This window comes from Xanthomonas euroxanthea, from assembly GCF_900476395.1.
GTDB classification, from domain to species: domain Bacteria; phylum Pseudomonadota; class Gammaproteobacteria; order Xanthomonadales; family Xanthomonadaceae; genus Xanthomonas; species Xanthomonas euroxanthea.
Genome location: NZ_UIHB01000006.1, coordinates 189,020 through 210,117 on the forward strand (window position 1 = coordinate 189,020; position 21,098 = coordinate 210,117).

Annotated in this window: 23 protein-coding genes; 13 read left to right on the forward strand and 10 right to left on the reverse strand. The window is 67.4% G+C overall.

The window, feature by feature from the left end:
• The first annotated feature begins 294 nt into the window (after positions 1–294).
• Positions 295–1,239: an ABC transporter ATP-binding protein gene (locus tag CPBF1521_RS18150; RefSeq protein WP_104650192.1), complete on the forward strand. Its 945-nt coding sequence runs from the start codon at positions 295–297 to the stop codon at positions 1,237–1,239.
• A complete protein-coding gene (locus CPBF1521_RS18155; RefSeq protein ID WP_016900895.1) occupies positions 1,236–1,997 on the forward strand; it encodes an ABC transporter permease in 762 nt (253 codons plus the stop codon). Before CPBF1521_RS18150 ends, CPBF1521_RS18155 begins: the two co-directional genes overlap by 4 nt.
• A gap of 516 nt (positions 1,998–2,513) precedes the next feature.
• Here the strand turns inward: CPBF1521_RS18155 and CPBF1521_RS18165 are convergent.
• Positions 2,514–2,780 carry a DUF3297 family protein gene (locus CPBF1521_RS18165; RefSeq protein WP_104650193.1) on the reverse strand — a complete coding sequence of 89 codons (267 nt, stop codon included), beginning with the start codon at positions 2,778–2,780 and terminating at the stop codon, positions 2,514–2,516.
• A 166-nt stretch (positions 2,781–2,946) separates the two neighbouring features.
• Here CPBF1521_RS18165 and CPBF1521_RS18170 point away from each other — a divergent pair, with 166 nt between their 5' ends.
• A complete protein-coding gene (locus tag CPBF1521_RS18170) occupies positions 2,947–3,498 on the forward strand; it encodes a DUF6630 family protein (RefSeq protein WP_104583213.1) in 552 nt (183 codons plus the stop codon).
• Between the two features lie 232 nt (positions 3,499–3,730).
• Here CPBF1521_RS18170 and CPBF1521_RS18175 read toward each other — a convergent pair whose 3' ends face one another.
• The 5 genes from CPBF1521_RS18175 to msrB form a co-directional block, all read right to left on the reverse strand.
• Positions 3,731–4,015: a DUF4031 domain-containing protein gene (locus CPBF1521_RS18175; RefSeq protein WP_104649334.1), complete on the reverse strand. Its 285-nt coding sequence runs from the start codon at positions 4,013–4,015 to the stop codon at positions 3,731–3,733.
• Positions 4,016–4,025: 10 nt separating this feature from the next.
• Complete coding sequence (locus tag CPBF1521_RS18180) at positions 4,026–4,712, reverse strand: hypothetical protein (protein WP_235858489.1); 687 nt, start codon at positions 4,710–4,712, stop codon at positions 4,026–4,028.
• 249 nt (positions 4,713–4,961) lie between these two features.
• A complete protein-coding gene (motB, locus tag CPBF1521_RS18185; protein ID WP_115677849.1) occupies positions 4,962–6,155 on the reverse strand; it encodes a flagellar motor protein MotB in 1,194 nt (397 codons plus the stop codon).
• A gap of 10 nt (positions 6,156–6,165) precedes the next feature.
• A complete protein-coding gene (gene motA, locus CPBF1521_RS18190; protein ID WP_104583217.1) occupies positions 6,166–7,020 on the reverse strand; it encodes a flagellar motor stator protein MotA in 855 nt (284 codons plus the stop codon).
• Between the two features lie 412 nt (positions 7,021–7,432).
• On the reverse strand, positions 7,433–7,897 hold the full coding sequence (gene msrB, locus CPBF1521_RS18195; RefSeq protein WP_104583218.1) for a peptide-methionine (R)-S-oxide reductase MsrB: 465 nt from the start codon (positions 7,895–7,897) through the stop codon (positions 7,433–7,435).
• Between the two features lie 416 nt (positions 7,898–8,313).
• Between msrB and CPBF1521_RS18200 the strand changes: the two genes are divergently transcribed.
• Positions 8,314–8,745, forward strand: a complete 432-nt coding sequence (locus CPBF1521_RS18200) for a hypothetical protein (protein ID WP_104649338.1) — start codon at positions 8,314–8,316, stop codon at positions 8,743–8,745.
• A 53-nt stretch (positions 8,746–8,798) separates the two neighbouring features.
• Here the strand turns inward: CPBF1521_RS18200 and CPBF1521_RS18205 are convergent, their stop codons facing one another.
• Positions 8,799–9,278: an Lrp/AsnC ligand binding domain-containing protein gene (locus tag CPBF1521_RS18205; protein ID WP_024940284.1), complete on the reverse strand. Its 480-nt coding sequence runs from the start codon at positions 9,276–9,278 to the stop codon at positions 8,799–8,801.
• Positions 9,279–9,426: 148 nt separating this feature from the next.
• Here CPBF1521_RS18205 and CPBF1521_RS18210 point away from each other — a divergent pair, with 148 nt between their 5' ends.
• The gene (locus tag CPBF1521_RS18210; RefSeq protein ID WP_115677851.1) at positions 9,427–10,716 is read left to right on the forward strand and encodes a D-amino acid dehydrogenase; all 1,290 of its coding nucleotides are present in this window, start codon (positions 9,427–9,429) and stop codon (positions 10,714–10,716) included.
• The gene (gene alr, locus CPBF1521_RS18215) at positions 10,716–11,816 is read left to right on the forward strand and encodes an alanine racemase (protein ID WP_115677852.1); all 1,101 of its coding nucleotides are present in this window, start codon (positions 10,716–10,718) and stop codon (positions 11,814–11,816) included. Before CPBF1521_RS18210 ends, alr begins: the two co-directional genes overlap by 1 nt.
• 385 nt (positions 11,817–12,201) lie before the next feature.
• On the opposite strand, the gene CPBF1521_RS18220 is transcribed toward alr, so the two are convergent.
• Entirely contained in the window at positions 12,202–12,777 is a 576-nt protein-coding gene (locus tag CPBF1521_RS18220; RefSeq protein ID WP_115677853.1) for a DUF3016 domain-containing protein, read from the reverse strand.
• A gap of 249 nt (positions 12,778–13,026) precedes the next feature.
• Here CPBF1521_RS18220 and CPBF1521_RS18225 point away from each other — a divergent pair, with 249 nt between their 5' ends.
• From CPBF1521_RS18225 to CPBF1521_RS18245, 5 genes are all read left to right on the forward strand, one after another.
• Positions 13,027–13,473 carry a hypothetical protein gene (locus CPBF1521_RS18225; RefSeq protein ID WP_164739102.1) on the forward strand — a complete coding sequence of 149 codons (447 nt, stop codon included), beginning with the start codon at positions 13,027–13,029 and terminating at the stop codon, positions 13,471–13,473.
• On the forward strand, positions 13,460–13,750 hold the full coding sequence (locus CPBF1521_RS18230) for a hypothetical protein (protein ID WP_016903448.1): 291 nt from the start codon (positions 13,460–13,462) through the stop codon (positions 13,748–13,750). Before CPBF1521_RS18225 ends, CPBF1521_RS18230 begins: the two co-directional genes overlap by 14 nt.
• Before the next feature lie 107 nt (positions 13,751–13,857).
• Entirely contained in the window at positions 13,858–15,891 is a 2,034-nt protein-coding gene (locus CPBF1521_RS18235; RefSeq protein WP_181901292.1) for a hybrid sensor histidine kinase/response regulator, read from the forward strand.
• A 127-nt stretch (positions 15,892–16,018) separates the two neighbouring features.
• Entirely contained in the window at positions 16,019–16,327 is a 309-nt protein-coding gene (locus CPBF1521_RS18240) for a DUF3247 family protein (RefSeq protein WP_016903450.1), read from the forward strand.
• 87 nt (positions 16,328–16,414) lie between these two features.
• Entirely contained in the window at positions 16,415–17,749 is a 1,335-nt protein-coding gene (locus CPBF1521_RS18245; RefSeq protein WP_104649342.1) for a PQQ-dependent sugar dehydrogenase, read from the forward strand.
• Positions 17,750–17,837: 88 nt separating this feature from the next.
• On the opposite strand, the gene CPBF1521_RS18250 is transcribed toward CPBF1521_RS18245, so the two are convergent.
• Positions 17,838–18,098 (reverse strand): hypothetical protein, encoded by a 261-nt coding sequence (locus CPBF1521_RS18250; protein ID WP_104583227.1) that lies wholly within the window; start codon positions 18,096–18,098, stop codon positions 17,838–17,840.
• A gap of 193 nt (positions 18,099–18,291) precedes the next feature.
• On the opposite strand from CPBF1521_RS18250, the gene CPBF1521_RS18255 reads away from it, so the two are divergent.
• Together CPBF1521_RS18255 and CPBF1521_RS18260 are read left to right on the forward strand one after the other, a co-directional pair.
• On the forward strand, positions 18,292–19,359 hold the full coding sequence (locus CPBF1521_RS18255; protein WP_115677854.1) for a class I SAM-dependent methyltransferase: 1,068 nt from the start codon (positions 18,292–18,294) through the stop codon (positions 19,357–19,359).
• Positions 19,356–20,069 (forward strand): pseudouridine synthase, encoded by a 714-nt coding sequence (locus tag CPBF1521_RS18260; protein ID WP_115677855.1) that lies wholly within the window; start codon positions 19,356–19,358, stop codon positions 20,067–20,069. Before CPBF1521_RS18255 ends, CPBF1521_RS18260 begins: the two co-directional genes overlap by 4 nt.
• Before the next feature lie 52 nt (positions 20,070–20,121).
• Here the strand turns inward: CPBF1521_RS18260 and CPBF1521_RS18265 are convergent, their stop codons facing one another.
• The gene (locus CPBF1521_RS18265; RefSeq protein ID WP_104583322.1) at positions 20,122–20,928 is read right to left on the reverse strand and encodes an SDR family oxidoreductase; all 807 of its coding nucleotides are present in this window, start codon (positions 20,926–20,928) and stop codon (positions 20,122–20,124) included.
• Between the last annotated feature and the right edge of the window lie 170 nt (positions 20,929–21,098).

Genomic DNA, 21,098 nt, shown 5'->3' on the forward strand with positions numbered 1-21,098 from the left:
AGCGGCCAGGACGATGACTACGGCTGCGCTGGGAGCGCACCCGGGCGCGAGAGGCGTTCTCTGGACAGCCCCGTCGCGCCCAGGTGCGCTCCTACGACACCGCGCGCGCCACAAGGATGTAAGCATCGCGGCCCTTGAGCCGACGCAATGCGCAACCTGCCGGTCTTATCCGTGTGCAGCGGGCACCAGGCACCAGGCAAACCACGGGTCGGGAGACACCATCCCACCAGACCCCCTCCCATCGTCACGGCACGCGGCCTAACCTGTGGCGCTTATCGTTGCCATGCACAGCCCATGACTCCCATCGTTTCCATCCAGGGATTGAGCAAGACCTACGCCGGCGGTTTCCAGGCGCTCAAGCAGGTGGATCTGGACATCCAGCGCGGCGAGATCTTCGCGCTGCTCGGTCCCAACGGCGCCGGCAAGACCACGCTGATCAGCATCATCTGCGGGCTGATCAACCCCAGCACCGGCACCGTGCTGGCCGACGGCCACGACATCGTGCGCGACTACCGCGCCGCGCGTGCCAGCATCGGCCTGGTGCCGCAGGAGCTGGCCACCGACGCGTTCGAAACCGTGTGGGCCACCGTGCGCTTCAGCCGCGGCCTGTTCGGCAAGCCGGCCAATGCGGCGTATCTGGAAACGGTGCTGCGCGAACTTTCGCTGTGGGACAAGCGCCACAACAAGATCTCCACGCTGTCCGGCGGCATGAAGCGGCGCGTCTTGATTGCCAAGGCGCTGGCGCACGAGCCGCGCATCCTGTTCCTGGACGAGCCCACCGCCGGCGTGGACGTGGAGTTGCGTCACGACATGTGGCAGATGGTGCGGCGGCTGCGCGAGCAGGGCACCACGGTGATCCTGACCACCCATTACATCGAGGAAGCCGAAGACATGGCCGACCGGGTCGGGGTGATCAACCGCGGCGAGCTGGTGCTGGTGGAAGACAAGCACACGCTGATGCGCAAGCTCGGCAAGAAGCAGCTCACGCTGAGCCTGCAGGCGCCGCTGCAGGCCATCCCGGCCGCGCTGGGCGATTTGCCGCTGGAACTGGCGGCCGACGGCAACAGCCTGGTCTACACCTTCGACACCCAGGCCGAGCAGACCGGCATCGGCGCATTGCTGCGCCGGCTCAACGAGCAGGGCATCGACTTCAAGGATCTGCATTCCAGCGAGAGCTCGCTGGAGGAGATCTTCGTCAACCTGGTGCATGGCGCCCGCAACGTGGAGGTGCACGCATGAACCGGCATGCGATCGCGGCGATCTACCGCTTCGAAATGGCGCGCGCCTTCCGCACGCTGACCCAGTCGATCGCCTCGCCGGTGTTGTCGACCTCGCTGTATTTCGTGGTGTTCGGCGCGGCGATCGGCTCGCGCATGGGCGACATCGACGGCATCAGCTACGGCGCCTTCATCATCCCCGGGCTGGTGATGCTGTCGCTGCTCAACGAGAGCATCTCCAATGCCTCGTTCGGCATCTACATGCCGCGCTGGGCCGGCACCATCTACGAGGTGCTGTCGGCGCCGGTGGCGTGGTGGGAGATCGTGATCGGCTATGTGGGCGCGGCGGCGACCAAGTCGGTGTTGCTCGGCTTGCTGATCCTGCTCACCGCGCGGCTGTTCGTGCCTTACGAGATCGCGCATCCGCTGTGGATGCTGGGCTTTCTGGTGCTCACCGCGCTGACCTTCAGCCTGTTCGGTTTCATCATCGGCATCTGGGCCGACGGCTTCGAGAAGCTGCAGGTGATCCCGCTGATGGTGGTGACGCCGCTGACCTTCCTGGGTGGCAGTTTCTACTCGATCAACATGCTGCCGCCGCTGTGGCAGAAGGTCACCTTGTTCAATCCGGTGGTGTACCTGATCAGCGGGTTCCGCTGGAGTTTCTACGGCAAGGCCGACGTGCACATCGCAGTGAGCACCGGCATGACCTTCCTGTTCCTGCTGGTGTGCCTGGGCGTGGTGGCGGCAATCTTCCGCAGCGGTTACCGGCTCAAGGCCTGAGGGGTGGATGCAGTGGGTTTGTCGGCCGCATCCTGGTGGACGCCGTCGGACGTCCAGGTCAAACGCGTCGGAAGTATCAAACGCGAGTGCGCGGTGTCCTCGCCGCTCGCGGGACACGCCGTAAACCCATCCCTGGGGACCGTGTGGCGGCATCCATGCCGCCACACGGTCCCGCAACCGGTGAGGACACCGCACCAGAAAGTCTGCTGGTTGTTTGAAAGCCATGAACACCGACCATCGCGACTGGTCCTTGCCCGCCCACCGTCGCAGGCTCTTACGCGGCATGGATGCCGCGTAAGAGCCTGCATGGACGTACTTGCGGCATGTCCCGCCATGGCGGGCGGGCAAGGACCCTGCAGCCAAGTCGCAGATCAGCTGCGAATGCGCCAGTCATCGCTGCTACACGAACGTCCTTGCAGCGTGTCCCGCGAGGGTGGGCGGGCAAGGGCCCCGCAGCAAACTCGCCGCCCGGCAGCTCTGCAATGGAACAGCGTGAGGTAGTCTGGTCAGCCGCGCTTACTCGGCAGCAGGCTTGGCGTCGCCCTTGGTGTCCAGGAAGTAGGCCACGACCTCGCCCTTGATCTTCATCGTCATCGGGTTGCCGCGACGGTCGCGGGCCTTGCCGACCTGCACCTTGATCCAGCCTTCGCTGACCGAATACTCCTCCACGTTGTCGCGTTCGACACCGTTGAAGCGCACGCCGATGCCGCGGTTGAGGGCGTCGGCATCGTGGAACGGGCTGCGTGCATCGATGGCCAGATGATCGGGAGGGGTATCGCTCATGGGAAAGGCGTCATGGCGGCCGGGATGGCCGTCTTCGGCCGCACAGGATACGGGCCCGCGCTGCGAAGATCAGCCCCGGCACTGCGTGCGCATGCGCCGGGCGGTTTGCGTGCGCGCCGCCAGGCCTCCACACTTCACGCCTGCACTCCTGAGGACCCAGACCGCCATGCCCGATAACAGCGCCGACTACGAAGACGACGAAGGCCTGCAGCCCGAGGGCGACGAAGACGATGTCGACGACCACCCGGCGCGGGTGTGGAATCTGCTGGTGCTGATCAATCCCGGCGACGAAGACACCGCATTGGGTCAGTTCGATACCTGGCGCGAAGCGCAGGCCGACCTGGACGACGACGAGGGCGACGATGCCTGGTTGTGGGCCTTGAAGGATGCGATCGACTGGCGCTCGGGTTTCTTCGTGGACTGGAAGGACACCGACGCGTTCATTGCCGCCATCGACGAACTCAGCGCGCGCTGGAACCTGCGCATCGACTGGGGCGGCGACCTGGATGACGAGGAGTTTGCCAGCGATCTGAGTGTGCCGGACCTGATGGCGGTGGCCTACGATCGTCTGCGCGAGCACGGCTACTCGCTGTGGAACTGGAACACCGGCGGCGACGCCTATGCCGGCTGGATCGCCCTCAGCCGCGACGACGACGCCATGCTGGCGCTGACCTCGCTGCTGGGGGTCGAGGTGCGGCTGGGGAACGAGGCGTTCTGAGAACCGGGAGTGGGGAGTCGGGATTGGGGATTCGCGAGAGCGGTTCCCGGGTGTGTGGGTCTGGCTGGCATTGTCCACGGCCAGGTGATTGCCACGTAGGAGCGTGCCTGCGCGCGACAGGCGTTACCGGGACAGCTCCTCGCGCTCGGCGCGCGCCTACAAAGGCGCGCCGCCAATCAGGTTGCGGCCACCGCCGTTGCGAATCCCCAATCCCCAGCCCCCAATCCCCGCCTCAAGGCGCCTGGCCCCGTGCCTGCGCACGTGCATTGGCGATCAAGGCCTTGAGCAAGACGCGATCGGTGTGACGGGAGATGGCGATGGCACCGAGCGCGATGGCTTCGGTGCGTAGCGGTGCGGGCACGTCGTAGTGCGCGCCGCTGAGTTTGTTCTGGAAGGCGCGGCGGGGAATGCCCAGCCGCGCCGCCATTGCATGCAGCTCGTCCAGCGTATCGCCGAGCAGATGCGCCCAGCGCTGCTCGCGCCACAGATGCACCGCATCGTCGACGTAGACGGCCACCGGCAGGCCCTCAGGCCTTCTTGGTCTTCTTTTTCTTGCTGCCGTCGCTTGCGTCGTCGGCATCGTCCTGCGGCGCGTCGCCTGCGGTTTCGGCAGCGGCGTCTGCGTCGCTGGCGTCGGCGTCAGCATCTGCCTGGGCATCGCTTGCCTCGGCATCTGCGTCTTCGGCTTCGCCGTCGTCGCCCTCGGCGTCGCTGTTCTCGAACTCGGACACCAGCGTGGTCAGGTATTCCTCGGCGGTCTTGCCGTCTTCGGCGGCCAGGTCGTCGATCATCTGCTGCAGCTGGGTGGAGTATTCCAGCGAGATGGTCTTGCCTTCCTTCTCCTGCAGATTGGCCAGGTGCTTGAGCATGGCCAGCATCGGCACCGGATTGTCGGCGCTGCCCATGGTCTGGCCGCCGATCGACAGCAGCCATTCGCTGTCGTTCTGCAAGCCGATCGCCGCCACCACGCGGCCGTCGGCATCCTGCAGCACGGCATGGTTGGCGATCTGCGGCGCCTGGCCCAGACGGACGATCGGGCGCTTGGGTTGGGACTTCTTGCGCTTGTCGCGCTTGGCCTTGGAATTGCGGGACACGGTGTTCTCGACGCTGGGAATGGCCGACCATTCTAGGCGCTTGCGCGCAACCCGGCTCGGGTACCGCCATCGGGCCGGTGAATGCCGGCCTCGCCAGTCCACGCTCCTATGGCCCTCCAGCGTGTCGAAGGCGCCGACGCCGGTATTTCGGGCAGGCTGCAGCGGCCGACACCACGCCTGTGCCCGAGCACGAGCGCGCCGCTGCTGGTCGGGACCGGAATGCAGCCGGAGCGGCCGGCCGCAGGATGCTGGAATTCGGCATGCACCTCAGTCAGGTCTGCACGACAACCTGCCGCCTCCAGCCGTACAGCCGCCAGCAACCGCTAGCCGCCGCCAGGCAATCACCAGGCCAGATGCCCTCAGCCGCCGTCAGCGCCGCTGGGGCGCTTGGCCGACGGCAGTGCGCGGCGAAGCCACGGCAGCTTCGGCAGCCTTGGCCAGGGCCGTGGCCGAGGCCAGCTGGGTGCGCGTGGAGACGCGCGGCGCGGCCGGCGCGGTGCTGCCGACCGTGGTGGTTGCCGCGGGCGGTTTGGCGTTCTCAGCAGCTGCAGGTCCGCCCGCCGCCGCGGTGGGCCCTGCCGCAGGCAGCGCGGCCGGTGTCCCCACCGCCGTGGTGGCCGCAGTCGCCGCGGCACTCAGGTCCGGCACATGGGTGTCGGCATCGTGGGTGGGCTTGCCCAGCGCAATGCCCTGGCCGGCGCCGGCCAGCGCGGCCTGTTCGGCATCCTGGGTCATCACCACGATGCTGATGCGGCGGTTGATCGGGTTCTGCGGGTTGGTCTTGTCGAACAGCACCGACGAGGACAGCCCCACCACGCGCGTCACCTTGGCATCGTCCATGCCGCCGCCCACCAGCGCGCGGCGCGCGGCGTTGGCGCGGTCGGCGCTGAGTTCCCAGTTGGTGTAGCCGGCATCGCTGCTGTAGGCGGTGGTGTCGGTGTGGCCGGTGATGCTGATGTGGTTGGGCACCTGGTTGATGAAGCTGGACAGCTCGCGCAGGATCGCCACGGTGTACGGCTTGAGCTGGTCGCGGCCCATGTCGAACATCGGCCGGTTCTGCTTGTCCACGATCTGGATGCGCAGGCCGTCCGGGGTGAGGTCGAGCAGCAGCTGGTCCTTGAACGGCTCCAGCGCCTGGCTCTTGTCGATGGCTTCCTTCAGGTCCTGCATCAGCGCTTCCAGGCGCTTCTTGTCCTTGGCGCGGCTGTCCTGACTGGTGTCGGCGGCGTTGTCGCGCTTGCGGCCCATTTCGTCCTTCTGCCCCTTGGCCATGTCGGCGGTGCCGCCGAGCTTGATCATCGAGGTGCTGGCGCCGCCGGGGCCGTTCATGCCCGGCGAGGGCGCCGGCGACTTGCCCGACAGCGGGCTGGGATTGCGGAAGTATTCCGAAATCGCCGCGCGCTGCTCCTTGGTGGTGGCGGCCATCAGCCACAGCACCAGGAAGAACGCCATCATCGCGGTCACGAAGTCGGCAAACGCCACCTTCCAGGCGCCGCCGTGATGGCCGCCGCCCTGCACCTTCTTGACCCGTCGGATGACGACGGTGGATTTGCCCTCGGCCATGACCGCGGCCCTACTTGATCGTCTTCAGGTGCGTTTCGAAATCCGCAAAGCTCGGACGCACGTTGGAGGGCAGTGTCTTGCGCGCGAATTCCAGCGCAATCTTCGGGTTGTAGCCACGCAGGCAGGCCAGCAGCGCGGTCTTGACCGCCTCGTACATGCGCCCGTCCTGCTCGGCGCGCGCTTCCATCGCCGCGGCCAGCGGCGCGACGAAGCCATAGGCCAGCAGGATGCCCAGGAAGGTGCCGACCAGGGCGGCGCCGACGTGGTGGCCGATCTCCTCGATCGGCCCGCCGATCGAGCCCATGGTGATCACGATGCCGAGCACGGCCGCCACGATGCCGAAGCCGGGCAGGCCGTCGGACACCTTGCTCAACGCATGCGAGGGCGCCAGCGCCTCGTGGTGATGTTTTTCCAGCTCCAGCTCGAGTAGCGGCTCCAGCTCGTGCGGCTCGATGTTGCTGCCGATCATCAGGCGCAGGCAGTCGGTGATGAAGTCCAGCAGGTGATGGTCGGCAACCACCTTGGGGTAGTTGCCGAAGATGGTGCTGTCCTGCGGTTTTTCGACGTGGTCTTCCAGCGCCATGAAGCCGTCGCGGCGCGCCTTGTTGAGCAGCTCGTAGATCAGGCTCAGCGTGTCCTTGTAGTCGTCGGACTTGTACTGCGGGCCCTTGAACACGCCCATGATGCTGCTGAAGGTTTCCTTGACGATCTTGCCGGGCGTGCTGACCAGAAACGCGCCGAACGCCGCGCCACCGATGATCATCAGCTCGTACGGCTGCCAGAGCGCGCCCAGCTTGCCATGCGACAGCACATAGCCGCCCAGGACACTGACGATGACGACGATGAAGCCGATGATGATGAGCATGGCGCAGCCAGAAGCAAACAGGGTTGCTGTTGTTTCGGCTTGCGCGGCAGATTCTTGAAGCGCACGGCGTGAAGGTGTGCGGTGTAGCTGAACGATCAACTGGCGCAGCGGATCTTCACACGGGAAATGGGCGGCGACAGCGCTGCACGCACCAGGTGGCCCGTGGGCCGCTGCAGCCTGGGATCACGGGGTTTCGCGGTGCAACCGCCATGCCAAGCACTCTCTGCAACACGTGTCCTGACGCAACCCGGCTCAAGTGAGTCGCACCGGGTGGCCGGAATGGATCAACGCCTCGTCGCGTACCGCATGCGTTGGCGATGCGGCAGCGCCTGCCGGTGTGTGCATGCGGGGCGCAGGTGTGCGCCACGGCGTCCGGCACGGAATCCCTGCGTGCCGGACGACACGCGTCGGCTCAGGCCGGTTGCGCCTCGGCACCTTCGCGCTGCAAGGGGTTGGGCAGCGCCTGGCCGTTTTCGGTAAAGCCCAGCGAGACCGAGTTCAGGCAGTGGCGTTCGCCGGTCGGCGGCGGGCCGTCGGGGAAGACGTGGCCCAGGTGGCTGTCGCAGCGCGCACAGACGATCTCGGTGCGGATCATGCCGTAGCTGGTGTCGCGGATCTCGCGCACATGGGCGGCGTCGTAGGGCGCGAAGAAACTCGGCCAGCCGGTGCCGGATTCGAACTTGGCGCTGGAGCGGAACAACGGCAAGCCGCACAGGCGGCAGGTGTAGACGCCGTCGAGCTTGTTGTCCAGGAACACCCCGCAGAATGGCGCTTCGGTGCCATGGTGCAGCAGCACGCGCTGTTCCTCGTCGCTGAGCCCGGCGATCAGGGCGTCGCGCTGGGCGGGGGAGGGAGGGGTCAGGTCGAACTGGCTCATGGGGCTCTCGCATGCGCGCGCTGGCAGGGGTGCCGCGCCTGCACCCGTGATGTGGGCGTTGTCGGCGTGGTTCAAGCGTGCGTGTGACCAAGCCCCTCTTCCGCCGGGGCGCCACGGCACAGCTTGCGCGCCACTGGCGCGCGTGCCTTGGTGCGCCTGCGCCGCTGGCGCAGGCCGGGGCGCAGAGCGGGGTTGGGCTGAGGGTGCGGCGGCGAGGCCATGGCCCCGTACTGATTGCCAGGCGTTGCACGCACCCTCATCCGGCGCTGCGCGCCACCTTCTCCCGCTGGAGAAGGATGCTTTCGCGCCGCTATCACCTCACGAACGCGTTCATCCCGCAGCCAATCTCCCGCATTGCCGCAGTACATCGGCGCCCCCATCCAGACGGTACTCCTCGATCAAGCACGGTGTCCGTCATGGCGATTCCATCTTCGATGCGCGGCCTGCTGCTGTGTGGTCTGTTGCTTGCCGCAGGCGCGGCAACGGCGCAATCGGCCACCAGCACACGCGCGTCCAATACCCTGCAGCCGATCACCAGCCCCACGCCCGCCCAGCCCACGCTGACCGCACCGCGCGCCGTGCAGCCTGCGCCGGGCACGGCTCCGGTGCCCTCGCAGCTCGGCCAGCGCCCGTCCGCGCCCACCATTCCGACCCGTGGCCCGGCACAGACGCCGGTGGCACCGGCCGGCAGCCAGGTTGCGCCGGCCAGCGCGCCGATGGTCTACGACCGCAATGGCCGCTTGCTGCAGGGCATGCAGCCCGCTGGCGCCAACCGGGTGCTGGATACCAAGACCGGGCGCTACTACGACGCGGTTCCGGCCGGCGACGGCATGCGCGTGGTGCGCTGACCCACGCTGTCGCGAATCCCGAATCCCGAATCCCGAATCCCAGCCATCGGCCATCAGCCCTCGATCGGCAACGCCAGGGTCTCCTTGACCTCTTCCATCACGATGTAGCTCTTGGATTCGCGCACATGCGGCATGGTCAGCAAGGTACTGCCGAGCAGCTTGCGATACGACGCCATCTCGCTGATGCGCGCCTTGAGCAGGTAGTCGAAATCGCCCGACACCAGATGGCATTCCAGCACGTTGGGCAGCTTGAGCGCGGCGCGGCGGAACTCCTCGAAGATGTCGCCGGACTTGTAGGCCAGGCTGATTTCCACGAACACCAGCAGGCTGGCCTTGAGATAGTGCGGGTCCAGCCGCGCGTAGTAACCGGTGATGGCGCCATCGCGCTCCAGCCGGCGTACGCGCTCGGTGCAGGGGGTGGTCGACAGACCCACCCGCTCGCCCAGTTCGGTAAAGGAAATCCGCCCCTCCTGCTGCAGGATGCGCAGGATCTTGCGGTCGATCTTGTCCAGCTCGCGGGTGCGGGTCGTCATCGGGTCTGCTTCCACAAGTTTTGACAGGAGGATTCACTGCCAAGGTGCGCTGATTCCAGAAATGGCACTGCCTGGCTAGCAATATACTGCGTCTAACTATCCCCCTCGGCGCCTGGTTGTGGGGGAATACCCTTTCCAGGAGAACGACATGCGGGTGCTCATTCTCGGTAGCGGCGTCATCGGCACCACCACGGCCTGGTATCTGGCGCAGGCCGGTTGCCAGGTCACTGTGGTCGACCGCCAGCCGGCGGCGGCGCTGGAGACCAGCTATGCCAACGCCGGCCAGCTGTCGTTCGGCTACACCTCGCCATGGGCTGCGCCCGGCGTGCCCGGCAAGGCGATGAAGTGGCTGTTCGAGCAGCATGCACCGTTGTCGATCCGGCCCACCCGCGACCTGCGACAACTGGCCTGGCTCAGCCAGATGCTGCGCAACTGCACCGCCGAGCGCTATGCGGTGAACAAGGCGCGCATGGTGCGCATGTCCGACTACAGCCGTGATTGCCTGAACGCATTGCGTGCCAGCACCTGCATCGAATTCGAAGGCCGCCAGCTCGGCACCACCCAGCTGTTCCGCACCCAGCAGCAACTGGATGCCGCCGCGCAGGACATCGAGGTGCTGGCCCAGTACGGCGTGCCCTACGAGCTGCTGACCCCGGCGCAGATCGCGCAGTTCGAACCGGGCCTGGCCGGCGGTGGCGCGCAGATGGCCGGTGCCTTGCGCCTGCCCGAAGACCAGACCGGCGACTGCCGGCTGTTCACCCAGCGCCTGGCCGAACTGGCCACGCAGGCCGGGGTGGAGTTCCGCTACGGGCAGCAGATCGAGCATCTGCAGCACGCAGGCGGGCGCGTCACCGGCGTGCAGATCGATGGCCGCATCGAAACCGCCGACCGCTACGTGCTGGCGTTGGGCAGCTATTCGGCCGACCTGCTGCTCTCGCTCGGCCTGCATCTGCCGGTGTATCCGCTCAAGGGCTACTCGCTGACCATTCCGATCGTGGACGCACAGCGCGCGCCGACCTCCACGGTGCTGGACGAGAGCTACAAGATCGCGCTGACCCGCTTCGACGACCGTATCCGCGTCGGCGGCATGGCCGAGGTGGCCGGCTTCGACCTGTCCTTGAATCCGCGCCGCCGCGCCACGCTGGAGATGGTGGTCAACGACCTGTTTCCCGGCGCCGGCGATCCGGCCCAGGCCGAGTTCTGGACCGGCCTGCGCCCGGCCACGCCGGACGGCACGCCGGTGGTCGGCGCCACGCCGTATGCCAACCTGTTCCTCAATACCGGCCACGGCACCCTGGGCTGGACCATGGCCTGTGGGTCCGGCCGCTACCTGGCCGACCTGATGCAGGGCCGTACGCCCGACATCGATAGCGAAGGCCTGGACATCTTCCGTTACCTGTCGCCACGCAGCGCACGCGCGCAGCAGGAGGCCGCGTAGTGCGTCCTGCGCAAGCGTTGATCGACCTGGACGCACTGCGTCACAACTACCGCCTGGCCAGGCGCCTGGGCAACAGCAAGGCCCTGGCGGTGCTCAAGGCCGATGCCTACGGCCACGGCGCGGTGCGCTGCGCGCAGGCGCTGGACGGCGAGGCCGACGGCTTTGCGGTGGCCTGCATCGAAGAAGCGCTGGAGCTGCGCCAGGCCGGCATCCGCGCGCCGATCCTGCTGCTGGAAGGGTTCTTCGAACACGACGAACTGCGCCTGATCGCCGAGCACGATCTGTGGACGGTGGTGGCCACGCCGCAGCAGGTGCGCGCGCTGGCCGGGTTCCAGAGCCCGCGTCCGTTGCGGGTGTGGCTGAAGCTGGACAGCGGCATGCACCGGCTGGGCCTGTCGCCGGAAGATTTCCGTGCGGCGTGGCTGCGTCTGCGCGGGCTGCCGCAGATCGCCTCGCTGGTGCTGATGACCCATCTGGCGCGCGCCGACGAGCTGGAGTGCAGCCGCACCGACGAACAGGCGGTGGCGTTCGCGCTGACCGCCGGCGGCATGCCTGCGGAAACCAGCCTGCGCAATTCGCCCGGCCTGCTTGGCTGGCCGGCGCTGCGCAACGACTGGTCGCGTCCGGGGCTGATGCTGTACGGCGCAAACCCGTTCCCGCAGGACACCGACATCACCGCGCAGCTGCGTCCGGTGATGACGCTGCGCTCGCGCATCATCTCGGTGCGCGAGCTGCCGGCCGGCGAGCCGGTGGGCTACGGCGCACGTTTCGTCGCCGAACGGCCGACCCGCGTGGGCGTGGTGGCGATGGGCTATGCCGACGGCTATCCGCAGTTTGCCCCCAACGGCACGCCGGTGCTGGTGGATGGACAGGTCTGCCCGCTGATCGGCCGCGTGTCGATGGACATGCTGACCGTGGATCTCACCGGGCATCCGCAGGCCGACATCGGTGCCAGCGTGCAGCTCTGGGGAGATGCGCCGCGTGTCAGTCCGCTGGCAACGCAGTGCAATGTCAGCGCGTATCAGCTGCTGTGCGGACTCAAGCGCGTGCCGCGGGTGTATGTGGGCGAGGCTGCAGTGGGCGAGGGCCTCACGCGGTGAGGTGTGTCCCTTCTCCCATCGGGAGAAGCCGCCCCGAAGGGAAGGATGAGGAGACGTGCGAAGCCACAGGCATTTGGAACGACACGTGGGCTTCGCCCCATACCCTCACCCCAACCCCCGCTCCGCGCCCGGCCCGCGCCAGCAGCGCGGGCACTCCAAGGCGCGCGCCAGTGGCGCGCAGGCAGTGCCTTATCGCCCCGCCGGGAGAGGGGCTCGAAGCAGTCGCCGTACGCCGGAAGTGCGCTACTAACTCCTATGGCGCTGTTAACCCTCATGGCATTGCGGATGCGTAATCGCCTTGCGCTATGAATAAAAACGGCGCGTCGCGACGCGCCGTTCTCACACAAAGCCGAGTTGCTTTTCTGGCGCCGTCAGCACCAACCAATCACAGCCCGGCCGTGCTCCGGTCGCCGCGGAACTGCTTGCGCACCCAGTCGTCGATCATCGCCTTCTCGAAGCGCAGCGGGTCGCTGTCGGTCAGGCGCGGTCCGCTCATCAGAAACGCCGAATCCACCAGCTTGCGTTCGCCCTGGTCGATCACCTGGCCATCGGCGCCGGTCAGCGTGTAGTTGAAGCTCAGGCGCGGCGGGTAGATGTCCTTGACGATGCGCACGTCCTGCATGCGTGGCCCGCGCCAGGGCTCGTACTGGCCGGCGCGGCGGATGTCGGTGATGGTCACGCTCAGGCGCTGGCCGTCGGGGAGTTTGCGCGCGGCGCTCTGCTGGAAATAGCTCGCCAGCTGGGTGACCCAGTCGCCACGCTGTGCTTCCCAGCGGTTGCCGCTGAAGCGCACTTCGGAAAACTGTGCCGGATCGGTCCAGCGGACATCGACCTTGCCGTCGCCGCTCAGCGCGCGAGGCGCCTGTGGATCGGTGACGTTACGAACACGTGCCTGCGCGCCGGTTGCCGCGAGCAGTCCTGCCAGCAACAGGCTGGCGCCGCAAAGGCTGGAACGTTTCATGGAGAGTCTCCAAGCGGAAGGTACGTGGAAGTACCGGGCGTTTCTGCAGTGTGGGGGCGCGTCTGCTTGCCGGCAACGCTTGCCGCGCAAGGCCTGGCAGGTCATTGCCACGCGGTTAATCCGCGGCGTCGGCACCATGACGGCGGGTTCACTGCGCCTGCGCCTGCGCTTCACGGCGCAGCCGGGAAGATCGCCAGCATGGACACCCACTCTTTCCGCACAAAATCAGCCTCTTCGGCGCCGGCACACATGCCGTCGGACGTGCGCCTGCAGTTCATCGACTGGGCGAAGCAGCACGGCCACAACCCCGCTACCGGGGCGGCCGCCTTCGTCGCCCTGCAAAGCGAGGTGGACCTGGACCTGGCAACGCGCACGCTGCGCCTGGCACCGGGGGCCTCGCCGCGCGAGGCCTTGCGCGAGCACCTGGCCGCATTGGCGCGCCAGGGCGATGTGGCGGTGCAGTTTCCGCCGGTCTACGCCTACACCGCCGCCAACGGGCTGGAGTATCGCTACTCGCTGATGCTGGTGATTGCCGAGGATTGCGTGGAGTGGACCGGGCGGGTGTGGCAGGACCTGGATTACCAGGGAATGCTTACCGGCCGGGGCCAGGGTCCGCGTGCCAACTACACCCAACTGGCGCGGATGGCGCTGGAACACGAGCTTGATCAGGAGCGTCCCCGTTATGTCCAGGCATGAACTCGAACTGCAGCTGCCGCTGGGCGCACAGGTCGCCACCGGCGAAGATGGTTTCAGCGAGCGCTGCCGCAGCGAATGCGCCAAGCTCGGCCTGTCGCGGGTGAGGCTGCTGTTGCTCGACGCAGAGTACGCGCGCTCCACCGCCTGGCGCGAAGAAGCGCAGCGCTGGATGGACGAGCAATTGCGCCGCGAAGGCGAGTGGGTGTTCCGCGGCGTGATCGCCGGGATCGTGGTGCTGGCGGCATGCATCGCGCTGTGCGCGGCGCTGTTGTGGTGATCGCCGGGGAACGGGCTGGATGCGTGTGAACCGGGTCGGCTGGCTGTGCACCCGCTGACGACACCGTGCGTGCTTTCATCTGCCCGTCATCCGCCCTGGCATCACCCCTGGATCCCGATTTGAGCACCTCGACCACCCGCCCCGATCTGGCCACCGGCCTCCCGGCAGCATCCGCCGAGCCCTTCCTCGACCCGGGGATGTACCACGAGATCTTCCATAACCTGGATGCAGGGTTTTGCGTCATCGACATGGTGTTCGACGGCGACAAGGCCGTCGATTACGTGTTCCGCATGACCAATGACGCGTTCGAGCGTTACACCGGTCTGTCTGACGTAGTGAACGTGTCCATTCGCGGCATGCTCGCCGACCACGAACAGGAGTGGTTCGACCGCTACGGCCATGTCGCCCGCACCGGTAACCGCATCCACTTCGAAATGCAGGCCAAGGCGCTGCGCCGCTGGTATTCGGTGGATGCGTTCCGGGTCGGTCAGCCGGAGCAGGCGCGGGTGGCGGTGTTGTTCATGGACATCACCGAGCGCAAGCGGGTGGAGCGCGAGCTGGCCGAGAGCGAGGCCCGCTTCAGCGCGCTGGCCGACGGCCTGCCGATGCCGGTCTGGGTGCTGGACGCGCAAGGCGTGGTGCGCTTCGTCAACAGCGCGTATGGCGAATTCTTCGGCATCGACATTTCCAGCGGCACGGTCTCGGCCTGGAGCGAGTTGCTGCATCCGGATGACCTGTCGATCTTCCAGTTCGAACTCGCCGCCGCGCTGGACGAACAGCGCGGCCTGCACGCGCTGGTGCGTGCGCGTCGCCACGACGGACAGTGGCGCTGGATCGAGATGACCGCCACGCCGCGCTACTCGGCCGACGGGCGCTTCATCGGCCTGGCCGGCAGCAGCCCGGACGTGACCGAACAGCGCGAGATCGAACTGGCGCGCGAGCAACTGCTCGAATCCGAGCGCAGTGCGCGCAACGAAGCCGAGAGCATGGCGCGGCTGAAGGACGAATTCCTGGCCACCTTGTCGCACGAGCTGCGCACGCCGCTGACCACCATCCTGGGGTGGAGCGAGCTGTTGCTGCAGCGGGTCGAGGAAGGCCATCCCAACTACAAGGGCCTGTCGGTGATCGCCAGCAGCGCCCGTGCGCAGAAACGCCTGATCTCGGACATGCTCGATCTCAGCAGCATGTTGCTGGGCAAGGTGCAGCTGGAGGTCGAGTCGCTGGACCTGGCCGAGCAGGTGCGCGAAGCCCTGAACACCCAGGAGCTGGCGGCCGAGGGCAAGGACCAGGTGCTGGAGGTGCATGCCCCGTCGACGCCGTGCCTGGTGCTGGGCGATGCCACGCGGCTGCAGCAGGTGTTGTGGAATCTGCTGTCCAATGCGATCAAGTTCACTCCGGCGCATGGCCGCATCGACGTCACCATCGAGCGCGACGACGGCCACGTGCTGGTGTCGGTGCGCGATTCGGGCGACGGTATCGCAGCCGAATTCCTGCCGCATCTGTTCGGCCGGTTCCGCCAGGCCGACGGCACCACCACGCGCCAGCACGGCGGCCTGGGCCTGGGCCTGGCGATCGTGCAGCAGCTGGTGGAAATGCATGGCGGCCAGGTCAGCGCCACCAGTGGCGGGCGCGGCAAGGGCGCCACGTTCACGGTGCGCCTGCCCGAGCATGTGCCCGACCAGGCCAGGCGTCCGCGGCGCGAGCTGCGCCGGCGGCTGATGTCCGAGCAGATCATCGAAGCGCGTGCGCTCAATGGCCTGCGCCTGCTGGCGGTGGAAGATCAGCCGGACATGCTCGACTACCTGCGCCGCCTGCTGGAAGAGCAGGGTGCCGAAGTGGTCACCGCCGGCAGCGCCACCGATGCGCTGGCGTTGATCGATCATCGCGGCCACGCACGCTTCGATCTGATGCTGACCGACATCGGCATGCCGGGCATGGACGGCTACGGGCTGATCCGCACCGTGCGCGACAACCTAGGGCTGGACGCGGCAGCACTGCCGGCGGTGGCCGTGACCGCACTGGCACGCGACGACGATCGCAAGCGCGCGCTGGACTCCGGTTTCCAGGAGCATCTGGCCAAGCCCTACAGCGTCGCCCAGCTGGTCACCGCGGTGCGCGCCGCGCGCGAATCGGTGGAGTGAGACGGAAGGCGGGTCTGATGTCGCGCCGTCGCGGCGACAGATCCGCAACCGGTCGAAGGGGGCTGTTTGCTGCCTCTTTCACAGCATGTGGCCTAGCGTGATGCACTCCCTCGATGGAGATGACGCCATGTCCAGATACGCCCCGCACGTCTATTCGGAACAAGTGCAGATCGCCACGCTCGAACATTGGGTCTCGCTGCTCGGTGGCCAGGAGCGCGTCCGCGTCGAACTCGACGACGGCAGCATGATCAGCGGCACCGTTGCGGTGCGCCCGAGCATCCAGACCTACCTGGACGACCAGCAGCGCGAAGGGCTCAACGGCCAGCTGCGCATCGACCAGCTGGACGCCGCACAGGAGCCGCACTGGATCTGGATGGACCGCATCGTGGCCGTGCATCCGTTGCCATTGGGCAGTGATCCGCAAGCCGCGCCCTGAACGATGCATTGACGATGTGTTTACTTCTCGTCGTGGCGGTGACGGCATGATGGCCGATTGTCGCAACTGTTCAGGATTGCCCGCGCAATGAATGCTCCCGCGTTGAAGCTCGCCCGCTGGCCGCTGTCGCTACTGACCGTCGCCGTCCTCGCCGCCTGCGGCGACACCGCCACGCTTGCCATCGAACAGGGGACCGGGCCGAACCCGCAATTGCCCGAGCCGGTCAAACGCCTGATCCCCACCGTCAAGGTGGCGCCGGTCAAGCGCTGGACCGAGAACGCCAAGCCGATCGCCGCCGACGACCTGCAGGTTGCCGCGTTCGCGCGTGATCTGGACCACCCGCGTTGGATCTATGTGCTGCCGAACGGCGACGTGCTGGTGGCAGAAACCGCCGAGCCGCCAAAACCGGACAGCGCCGAAGGCGGTGGCATTCGCAAGAAGGTGCAGGGCGCGATGATGAGCAAGGCCGGTGCCGTGGTGCCCAGCGCCAACCGCATCACCTTGCTGCGCGATGCCGACGGCGACGGCGTGGCCGAAGTGCGTACCCAGTTCATCAGCGGCCTGTTTTCGCCATTCGGCATGGCCCTGGTCGGCGATCGTTTCTACGTGGCCAATGCCGATGCGCTGGTGAGCTTCCCGTACAAGCCCGGCGAAACGCATATCACCGCCAAGCCGACCTTCGTGGCCAATCTGCCTGGCGGGCTGAATCACCACTGGACCAAGTCGCTGCTGGCCAGTGCCGATGGCAGCAAGCTGTACGTCGGCGTCGGCTCCAACAGCAATGTGGCCGAAAACGGCATGGAGGCCGAACTCAACCGTGCGGCGATCCTGGAGATCGACCCGGCCACCGGCAGCAGCCGCGTGTTTGCCAGCGGCCTGCGCAATCCAGTCGGCACCGCCTGGGAGCCGCAGAGCAAGTCGCTGTGGGTCGTGGTCAACGAGCGCGACGAGATCGGCAGCGATCTGGTGCCCGACTACCTTACGTCGGTGCGCGACGGCGGCTTTTATGGCTGGCCGTACAGCTACTACGGCCAGCACGTGGACGAGCGGGTCAAGCCGCAAAACCCCGAGCTGGTGGCCAAGGCGCTCAAGCCCGATTACGCGTTGGGCCCGCATACCGCTTCGCTCGGTCTGAGCTTTGCCAGCGGAAGCCTGCTGCCGGAGCGCTTCCGGCAGGGCGCCTTCATCGGCCAGCACGGCTCGTGGAACCGCGATCCGCCCAGCGGCTACAAGGTGTTGTTCGTGCCGTTTGCCGACGGCAAGCCCAGTGGCACGCCGATCACCGTGCTGGACGGCTTCCTGGACGCCGAGGGCAATGCGCAGGGGCGCCCGGTGGGCGTGAGCCCGGACAATACCGGCGCGCTGCTGGTGGCCGACGATGTCGGGAACGTGATCTGGCGGGTGACACCGAAGACGCGCTGATCCAGGCCGTCAAACAGGAAAAACCGGGCCCAGGCCCGGTTTTTTCATGCGCGTTCCGCTATCGCGCGCGCTTATTGCGCCGGTGCGCTCAGCGCGGCGATTCGGGCGACGCGCTGAAACGTCGTGCATAGCCGCGCTCCTCGGTGATCCGGCTGATGTCTTCGTCGGCCATCTCCGGTGCGCCATACACCGCATACGCCACACTGCCGTCATCGCGCTCGCCGACCTGATGCAGCCGATAACGCGGCCGGCCCGCGCCGGTGTTTTCGGGGTAATGCATCGGTGGCGGGGTGTCATCCAGATCCATTTCGCTGTTGTCGACCACTCCACCTACGAACAGGGCTCGCATCGCGTCTCTCCGGTATTGGTGTGATTCCAGCCTAGGTGGGCGGATGTTGCGTGCGCATCAATAGTCCGTATAGACATTGGAAGGGCCGCGGTCTGCAGGTCACGCAATCGAACGCCGGTTCAAACCAGCACCAGGGCGGGGGGACAGGCAGTGCTCCCTTACAATGGCAGCCTGTTCCCGACCCGATGATCCGATGGCTGGCCCGCACGATGCCCCGCTTCAAGCCCTGTTTCTGCCCTTTGCCCAGGGCGTGCTGCCGTGGCCCAGCGGCCCGGTGCTGTTCCTGCGCGCGCGCGACGGCTTTCCGCTGCGCGCGCATGCGGCGGCCGATGCACTGACCTGCGAGCAGAGCTTTCGCCCGTTTGCCGAAGCGCTGGAGCGCAATGGCTGGAGCGTGCGCGAAGAGAGCCAGATCGAGGCCGACAGCACCCGTTACGCCCTGGTGCTGGTGCTGCCGCCGCGGCAACGCGAGGAAGCGCGTGCCTTGTTTGCGCGCGCGGTGGCGCTGGCCGCGCCGGGCGGCCGCGTGGTGGCCTGCCAGTCCAACAACGAGGGCGCGCGCTCGGGCGAGGCCGATCTGCGTCAGCTCACCGGCCTGGCCGGCAGCCTGACCAAGCACCATTGCCGCACCTACTGGAGCCCGCCGCTGCCCGCCGACACCGATGCGGCGCTGCAGGCGCGCTGGGCCGCGCTGGATGCGCCGCGCCCGATCCTGAACGGGCGCTTCGTCAGCCGCCCCGGTGTGTTCGCCTGGGACCGCATCGATCCTGCCTCGGCGCTGTTGGTCGAGCATCTGCCGGGCACGCTGGCCGGGCACGGTGCCGACCTGGGCGCGGGCTTCGGCTATCTGTCGGCCGAGGTGCTGGCGCGTTGTCCCAAGGTCACCGGACTGGATCTGTACGAGGCCGAGGCGCGTGCACTCACCCTGGCGCAGCGCAATCTGCAGGCCATCGCGCATCCGGCGCAGCTGCAGTACCACTGGCGCGACGTCACCGCCGGCCTGGCGGCGCAGTACGATTTCATCGTCAGCAACCCGCCGTTCCACACGCCTTCGCGCGCCGATCGCCCGGATATCGGCCAGCGCTTCATCGCCGTGGCCGCGCAGGCGCTGCGCCCGGGTGGGCAGCTGCTGCTGGTCGCCAACCGGCATCTGCCCTACGAATACGTGCTCAACGAAAGTTTCGGGCAGGTGCGCGTGGCCGCCGAACGCGATGGGTTCAAGCTGATTTCCGCCATCCGCGGCCGCGGAGCGCGCGCATGAAGCTGGTCAAGCACATCGCCAATCTCGGCTACGGCAGCCGCAAGCAGGTGACCCAGCTGTTTCGCCAGGGCGCGGTCACCGATGCCGCCGGCGAGGTGCTGTATGCCGACGATCAGGTGGAGCACGATGCGATCCGCATCGATGGCGAGCCGCTGGATCCGCCAGCGGGTCTCAGCCTCTTGCTGCACAAGCCGAGCGGCTACACCTGCTCGACCAAGGACACCGGCCGGCTGATCTACGAACTGCTGCCGGCGCGCTTCCGTTCACGCGCGCCGGTGCTGGCGCCGGTGGGGCGGCTGGACCGCGAGACCAGCGGCCTGTTGCTGATGACCGACGACGGCGCGCTGCTGCACCGGATCATTTCGCCAAAATCGGCGTTGGACAAGGTCTACGACGTCACCCTGGCCGAGGATCTGCGCGGCGACGAAGCGGCGCTGTTTGCCAGCGGCACGCTCCTGCTGGAAGGCGAAACCAAGCCGCTGCTGCCGGCCGAACTGGACGTGCTCGGCCCACGCCAGGCACGCCTGACCCTGCACGAAGGCCGCTATCACCAGGTGCGGCGCATGTTCGCCGCCGCCGGCAATCACGTGGTGGCCTTGCACCGCAGCCGCATCGGTGGCTTGTCGCTGGACGGTCTGCCGTCCGGGCAATGGCGCGCGCTGGCGGCGGAGGATCTTGCGGTGTTGTTCGGCCGCGGCGCGCAGGCCTGAGCCGCGTTGCCGTTGAGTGCGCATGCGCCGATCCCGGCATGCGCGGCACTCCTTAGACGTACTGCATCTTGCGCGACATGCCGCCATCGACGATGAAGTCCTGCCCGGTCACAAAGCCCGACAGCTGCGGCGACAGCAGATAGACCGCCAGCTGCGCGATGTCGTCCGGCGTGCCGACGCGTCCGGCCGGATGCTGGGCATGGTCGCGCCGCGATAACTTGGGTGTGCGCCGGCGCTGCGGCGCGCGCCAGGCGTCGGTGCTGATCCACCCCGGGCTGATGCTGTTGACGCGCACCTGCGGTCCTTCGCTCAGCGCCAAGGCGTGGGTGAAGGCCACCAGCCCGCCCTTGGCGGCGGCATAGGCTTCGCTATGCGGCTCCGATTGCCAGGCGCGGGTGGAGGCGATATTGACGATCGCGCCACCGCCCGGGGCCTGCGCCAAGGCGGGCAAGGCCTGCTTGCTGCACAGGAATGCGCCATGCAGGCTGGCCAGCCTGCGATTCCATTCGTCCCAGTCCAGTTGCGGCAAGGGCGCCACATGCGGATCGGCCACGCCTGCGTTGTTGACCAGGCCATCGAGTCGCCCGAAGCGCTTGAGCGCGGTGGCGATCAGGCGCGCTGCCTGCGGTTCGCGCGCGGCATCGCAGCGCACGAAGGCACTGCGCCGTGGCAACGCCCACTCCTGCAGGCAGGCCTTGCCGGCATCGGCATCCAGGTCGCCGATCACCACGCTGCCGCCGGCGCCCAGCACCGCCTGCGCGATGCCACGGCCGATGCCTTGGGCACCACCGGTGATCACCACCACGCGGTCCTGCAACGGGGAGGGATTCCATGCGGAGACGGCGGGAGTCAGCGGCATCGGGCGCACCATGGCAGTGAGGTCGCGCGCACTGTAACGCGGGCGCCGTGGTGGCCATAGCAACGGATTCCCGCGTGCGGCCCGGGCATGCTGGCGCCTTCTGGTGCCTTACCGCGCCGTCATCGGTGGGCCGAGCTAGGGCGCGCCGGCACGGCGCCACGTGTCTCCGA

What these genes read in the sequence shown, in the direction of transcription:
- CPBF1521_RS18150 (WP_104650192.1), top strand. Translation starts at nt 295, where the DNA reads ATGACTCCCATCGTTTCCATCCAGGGATTGAGCAAGACCTACGCCGGC.
- CPBF1521_RS18155 (WP_016900895.1), top strand. Translation starts at nt 1,236, where the DNA reads ATGAACCGGCATGCGATCGCGGCGATCTACCGCTTCGAAATGGCGCGC.
- CPBF1521_RS18165 (WP_104650193.1), bottom strand. Translation starts at nt 2,780, where the DNA reads ATGAGCGATACCCCTCCCGATCATCTGGCCATCGATGCACGCAGCCCG.
- CPBF1521_RS18170 (WP_104583213.1), top strand. Translation starts at nt 2,947, where the DNA reads ATGCCCGATAACAGCGCCGACTACGAAGACGACGAAGGCCTGCAGCCC.
- motB (WP_115677849.1), bottom strand. Translation starts at nt 6,155, where the DNA reads ATGGCCGAGGGCAAATCCACCGTCGTCATCCGACGGGTCAAGAAGGTG.
- motA (WP_104583217.1), bottom strand. Translation starts at nt 7,020, where the DNA reads ATGCTCATCATCATCGGCTTCATCGTCGTCATCGTCAGTGTCCTGGGC.
- msrB (WP_104583218.1), bottom strand. Translation starts at nt 7,897, where the DNA reads ATGAGCCAGTTCGACCTGACCCCTCCCTCCCCCGCCCAGCGCGACGCC.
- CPBF1521_RS18200 (WP_104649338.1), top strand. Translation starts at nt 8,314, where the DNA reads ATGGCGATTCCATCTTCGATGCGCGGCCTGCTGCTGTGTGGTCTGTTG.
- CPBF1521_RS18205 (WP_024940284.1), bottom strand. Translation starts at nt 9,278, where the DNA reads ATGACGACCCGCACCCGCGAGCTGGACAAGATCGACCGCAAGATCCTG.
- CPBF1521_RS18210 (WP_115677851.1), top strand. Translation starts at nt 9,427, where the DNA reads ATGCGGGTGCTCATTCTCGGTAGCGGCGTCATCGGCACCACCACGGCC.
- CPBF1521_RS18220 (WP_115677853.1), bottom strand. Translation starts at nt 12,777, where the DNA reads ATGAAACGTTCCAGCCTTTGCGGCGCCAGCCTGTTGCTGGCAGGACTG.
- CPBF1521_RS18225 (WP_164739102.1), top strand. Translation starts at nt 13,027, where the DNA reads ATGCCGTCGGACGTGCGCCTGCAGTTCATCGACTGGGCGAAGCAGCAC.
- CPBF1521_RS18230 (WP_016903448.1), top strand. Translation starts at nt 13,460, where the DNA reads ATGTCCAGGCATGAACTCGAACTGCAGCTGCCGCTGGGCGCACAGGTC.
- CPBF1521_RS18240 (WP_016903450.1), top strand. Translation starts at nt 16,019, where the DNA reads ATGTCCAGATACGCCCCGCACGTCTATTCGGAACAAGTGCAGATCGCC.
- CPBF1521_RS18245 (WP_104649342.1), top strand. Translation starts at nt 16,415, where the DNA reads ATGAATGCTCCCGCGTTGAAGCTCGCCCGCTGGCCGCTGTCGCTACTG.
- CPBF1521_RS18250 (WP_104583227.1), bottom strand. Translation starts at nt 18,098, where the DNA reads ATGCGAGCCCTGTTCGTAGGTGGAGTGGTCGACAACAGCGAAATGGAT.
- CPBF1521_RS18255 (WP_115677854.1), top strand. Translation starts at nt 18,292, where the DNA reads ATGGCTGGCCCGCACGATGCCCCGCTTCAAGCCCTGTTTCTGCCCTTT.
- CPBF1521_RS18260 (WP_115677855.1), top strand. Translation starts at nt 19,356, where the DNA reads ATGAAGCTGGTCAAGCACATCGCCAATCTCGGCTACGGCAGCCGCAAG.
- CPBF1521_RS18265 (WP_104583322.1), bottom strand. Translation starts at nt 20,928, where the DNA reads ATGCCGCTGACTCCCGCCGTCTCCGCATGGAATCCCTCCCCGTTGCAG.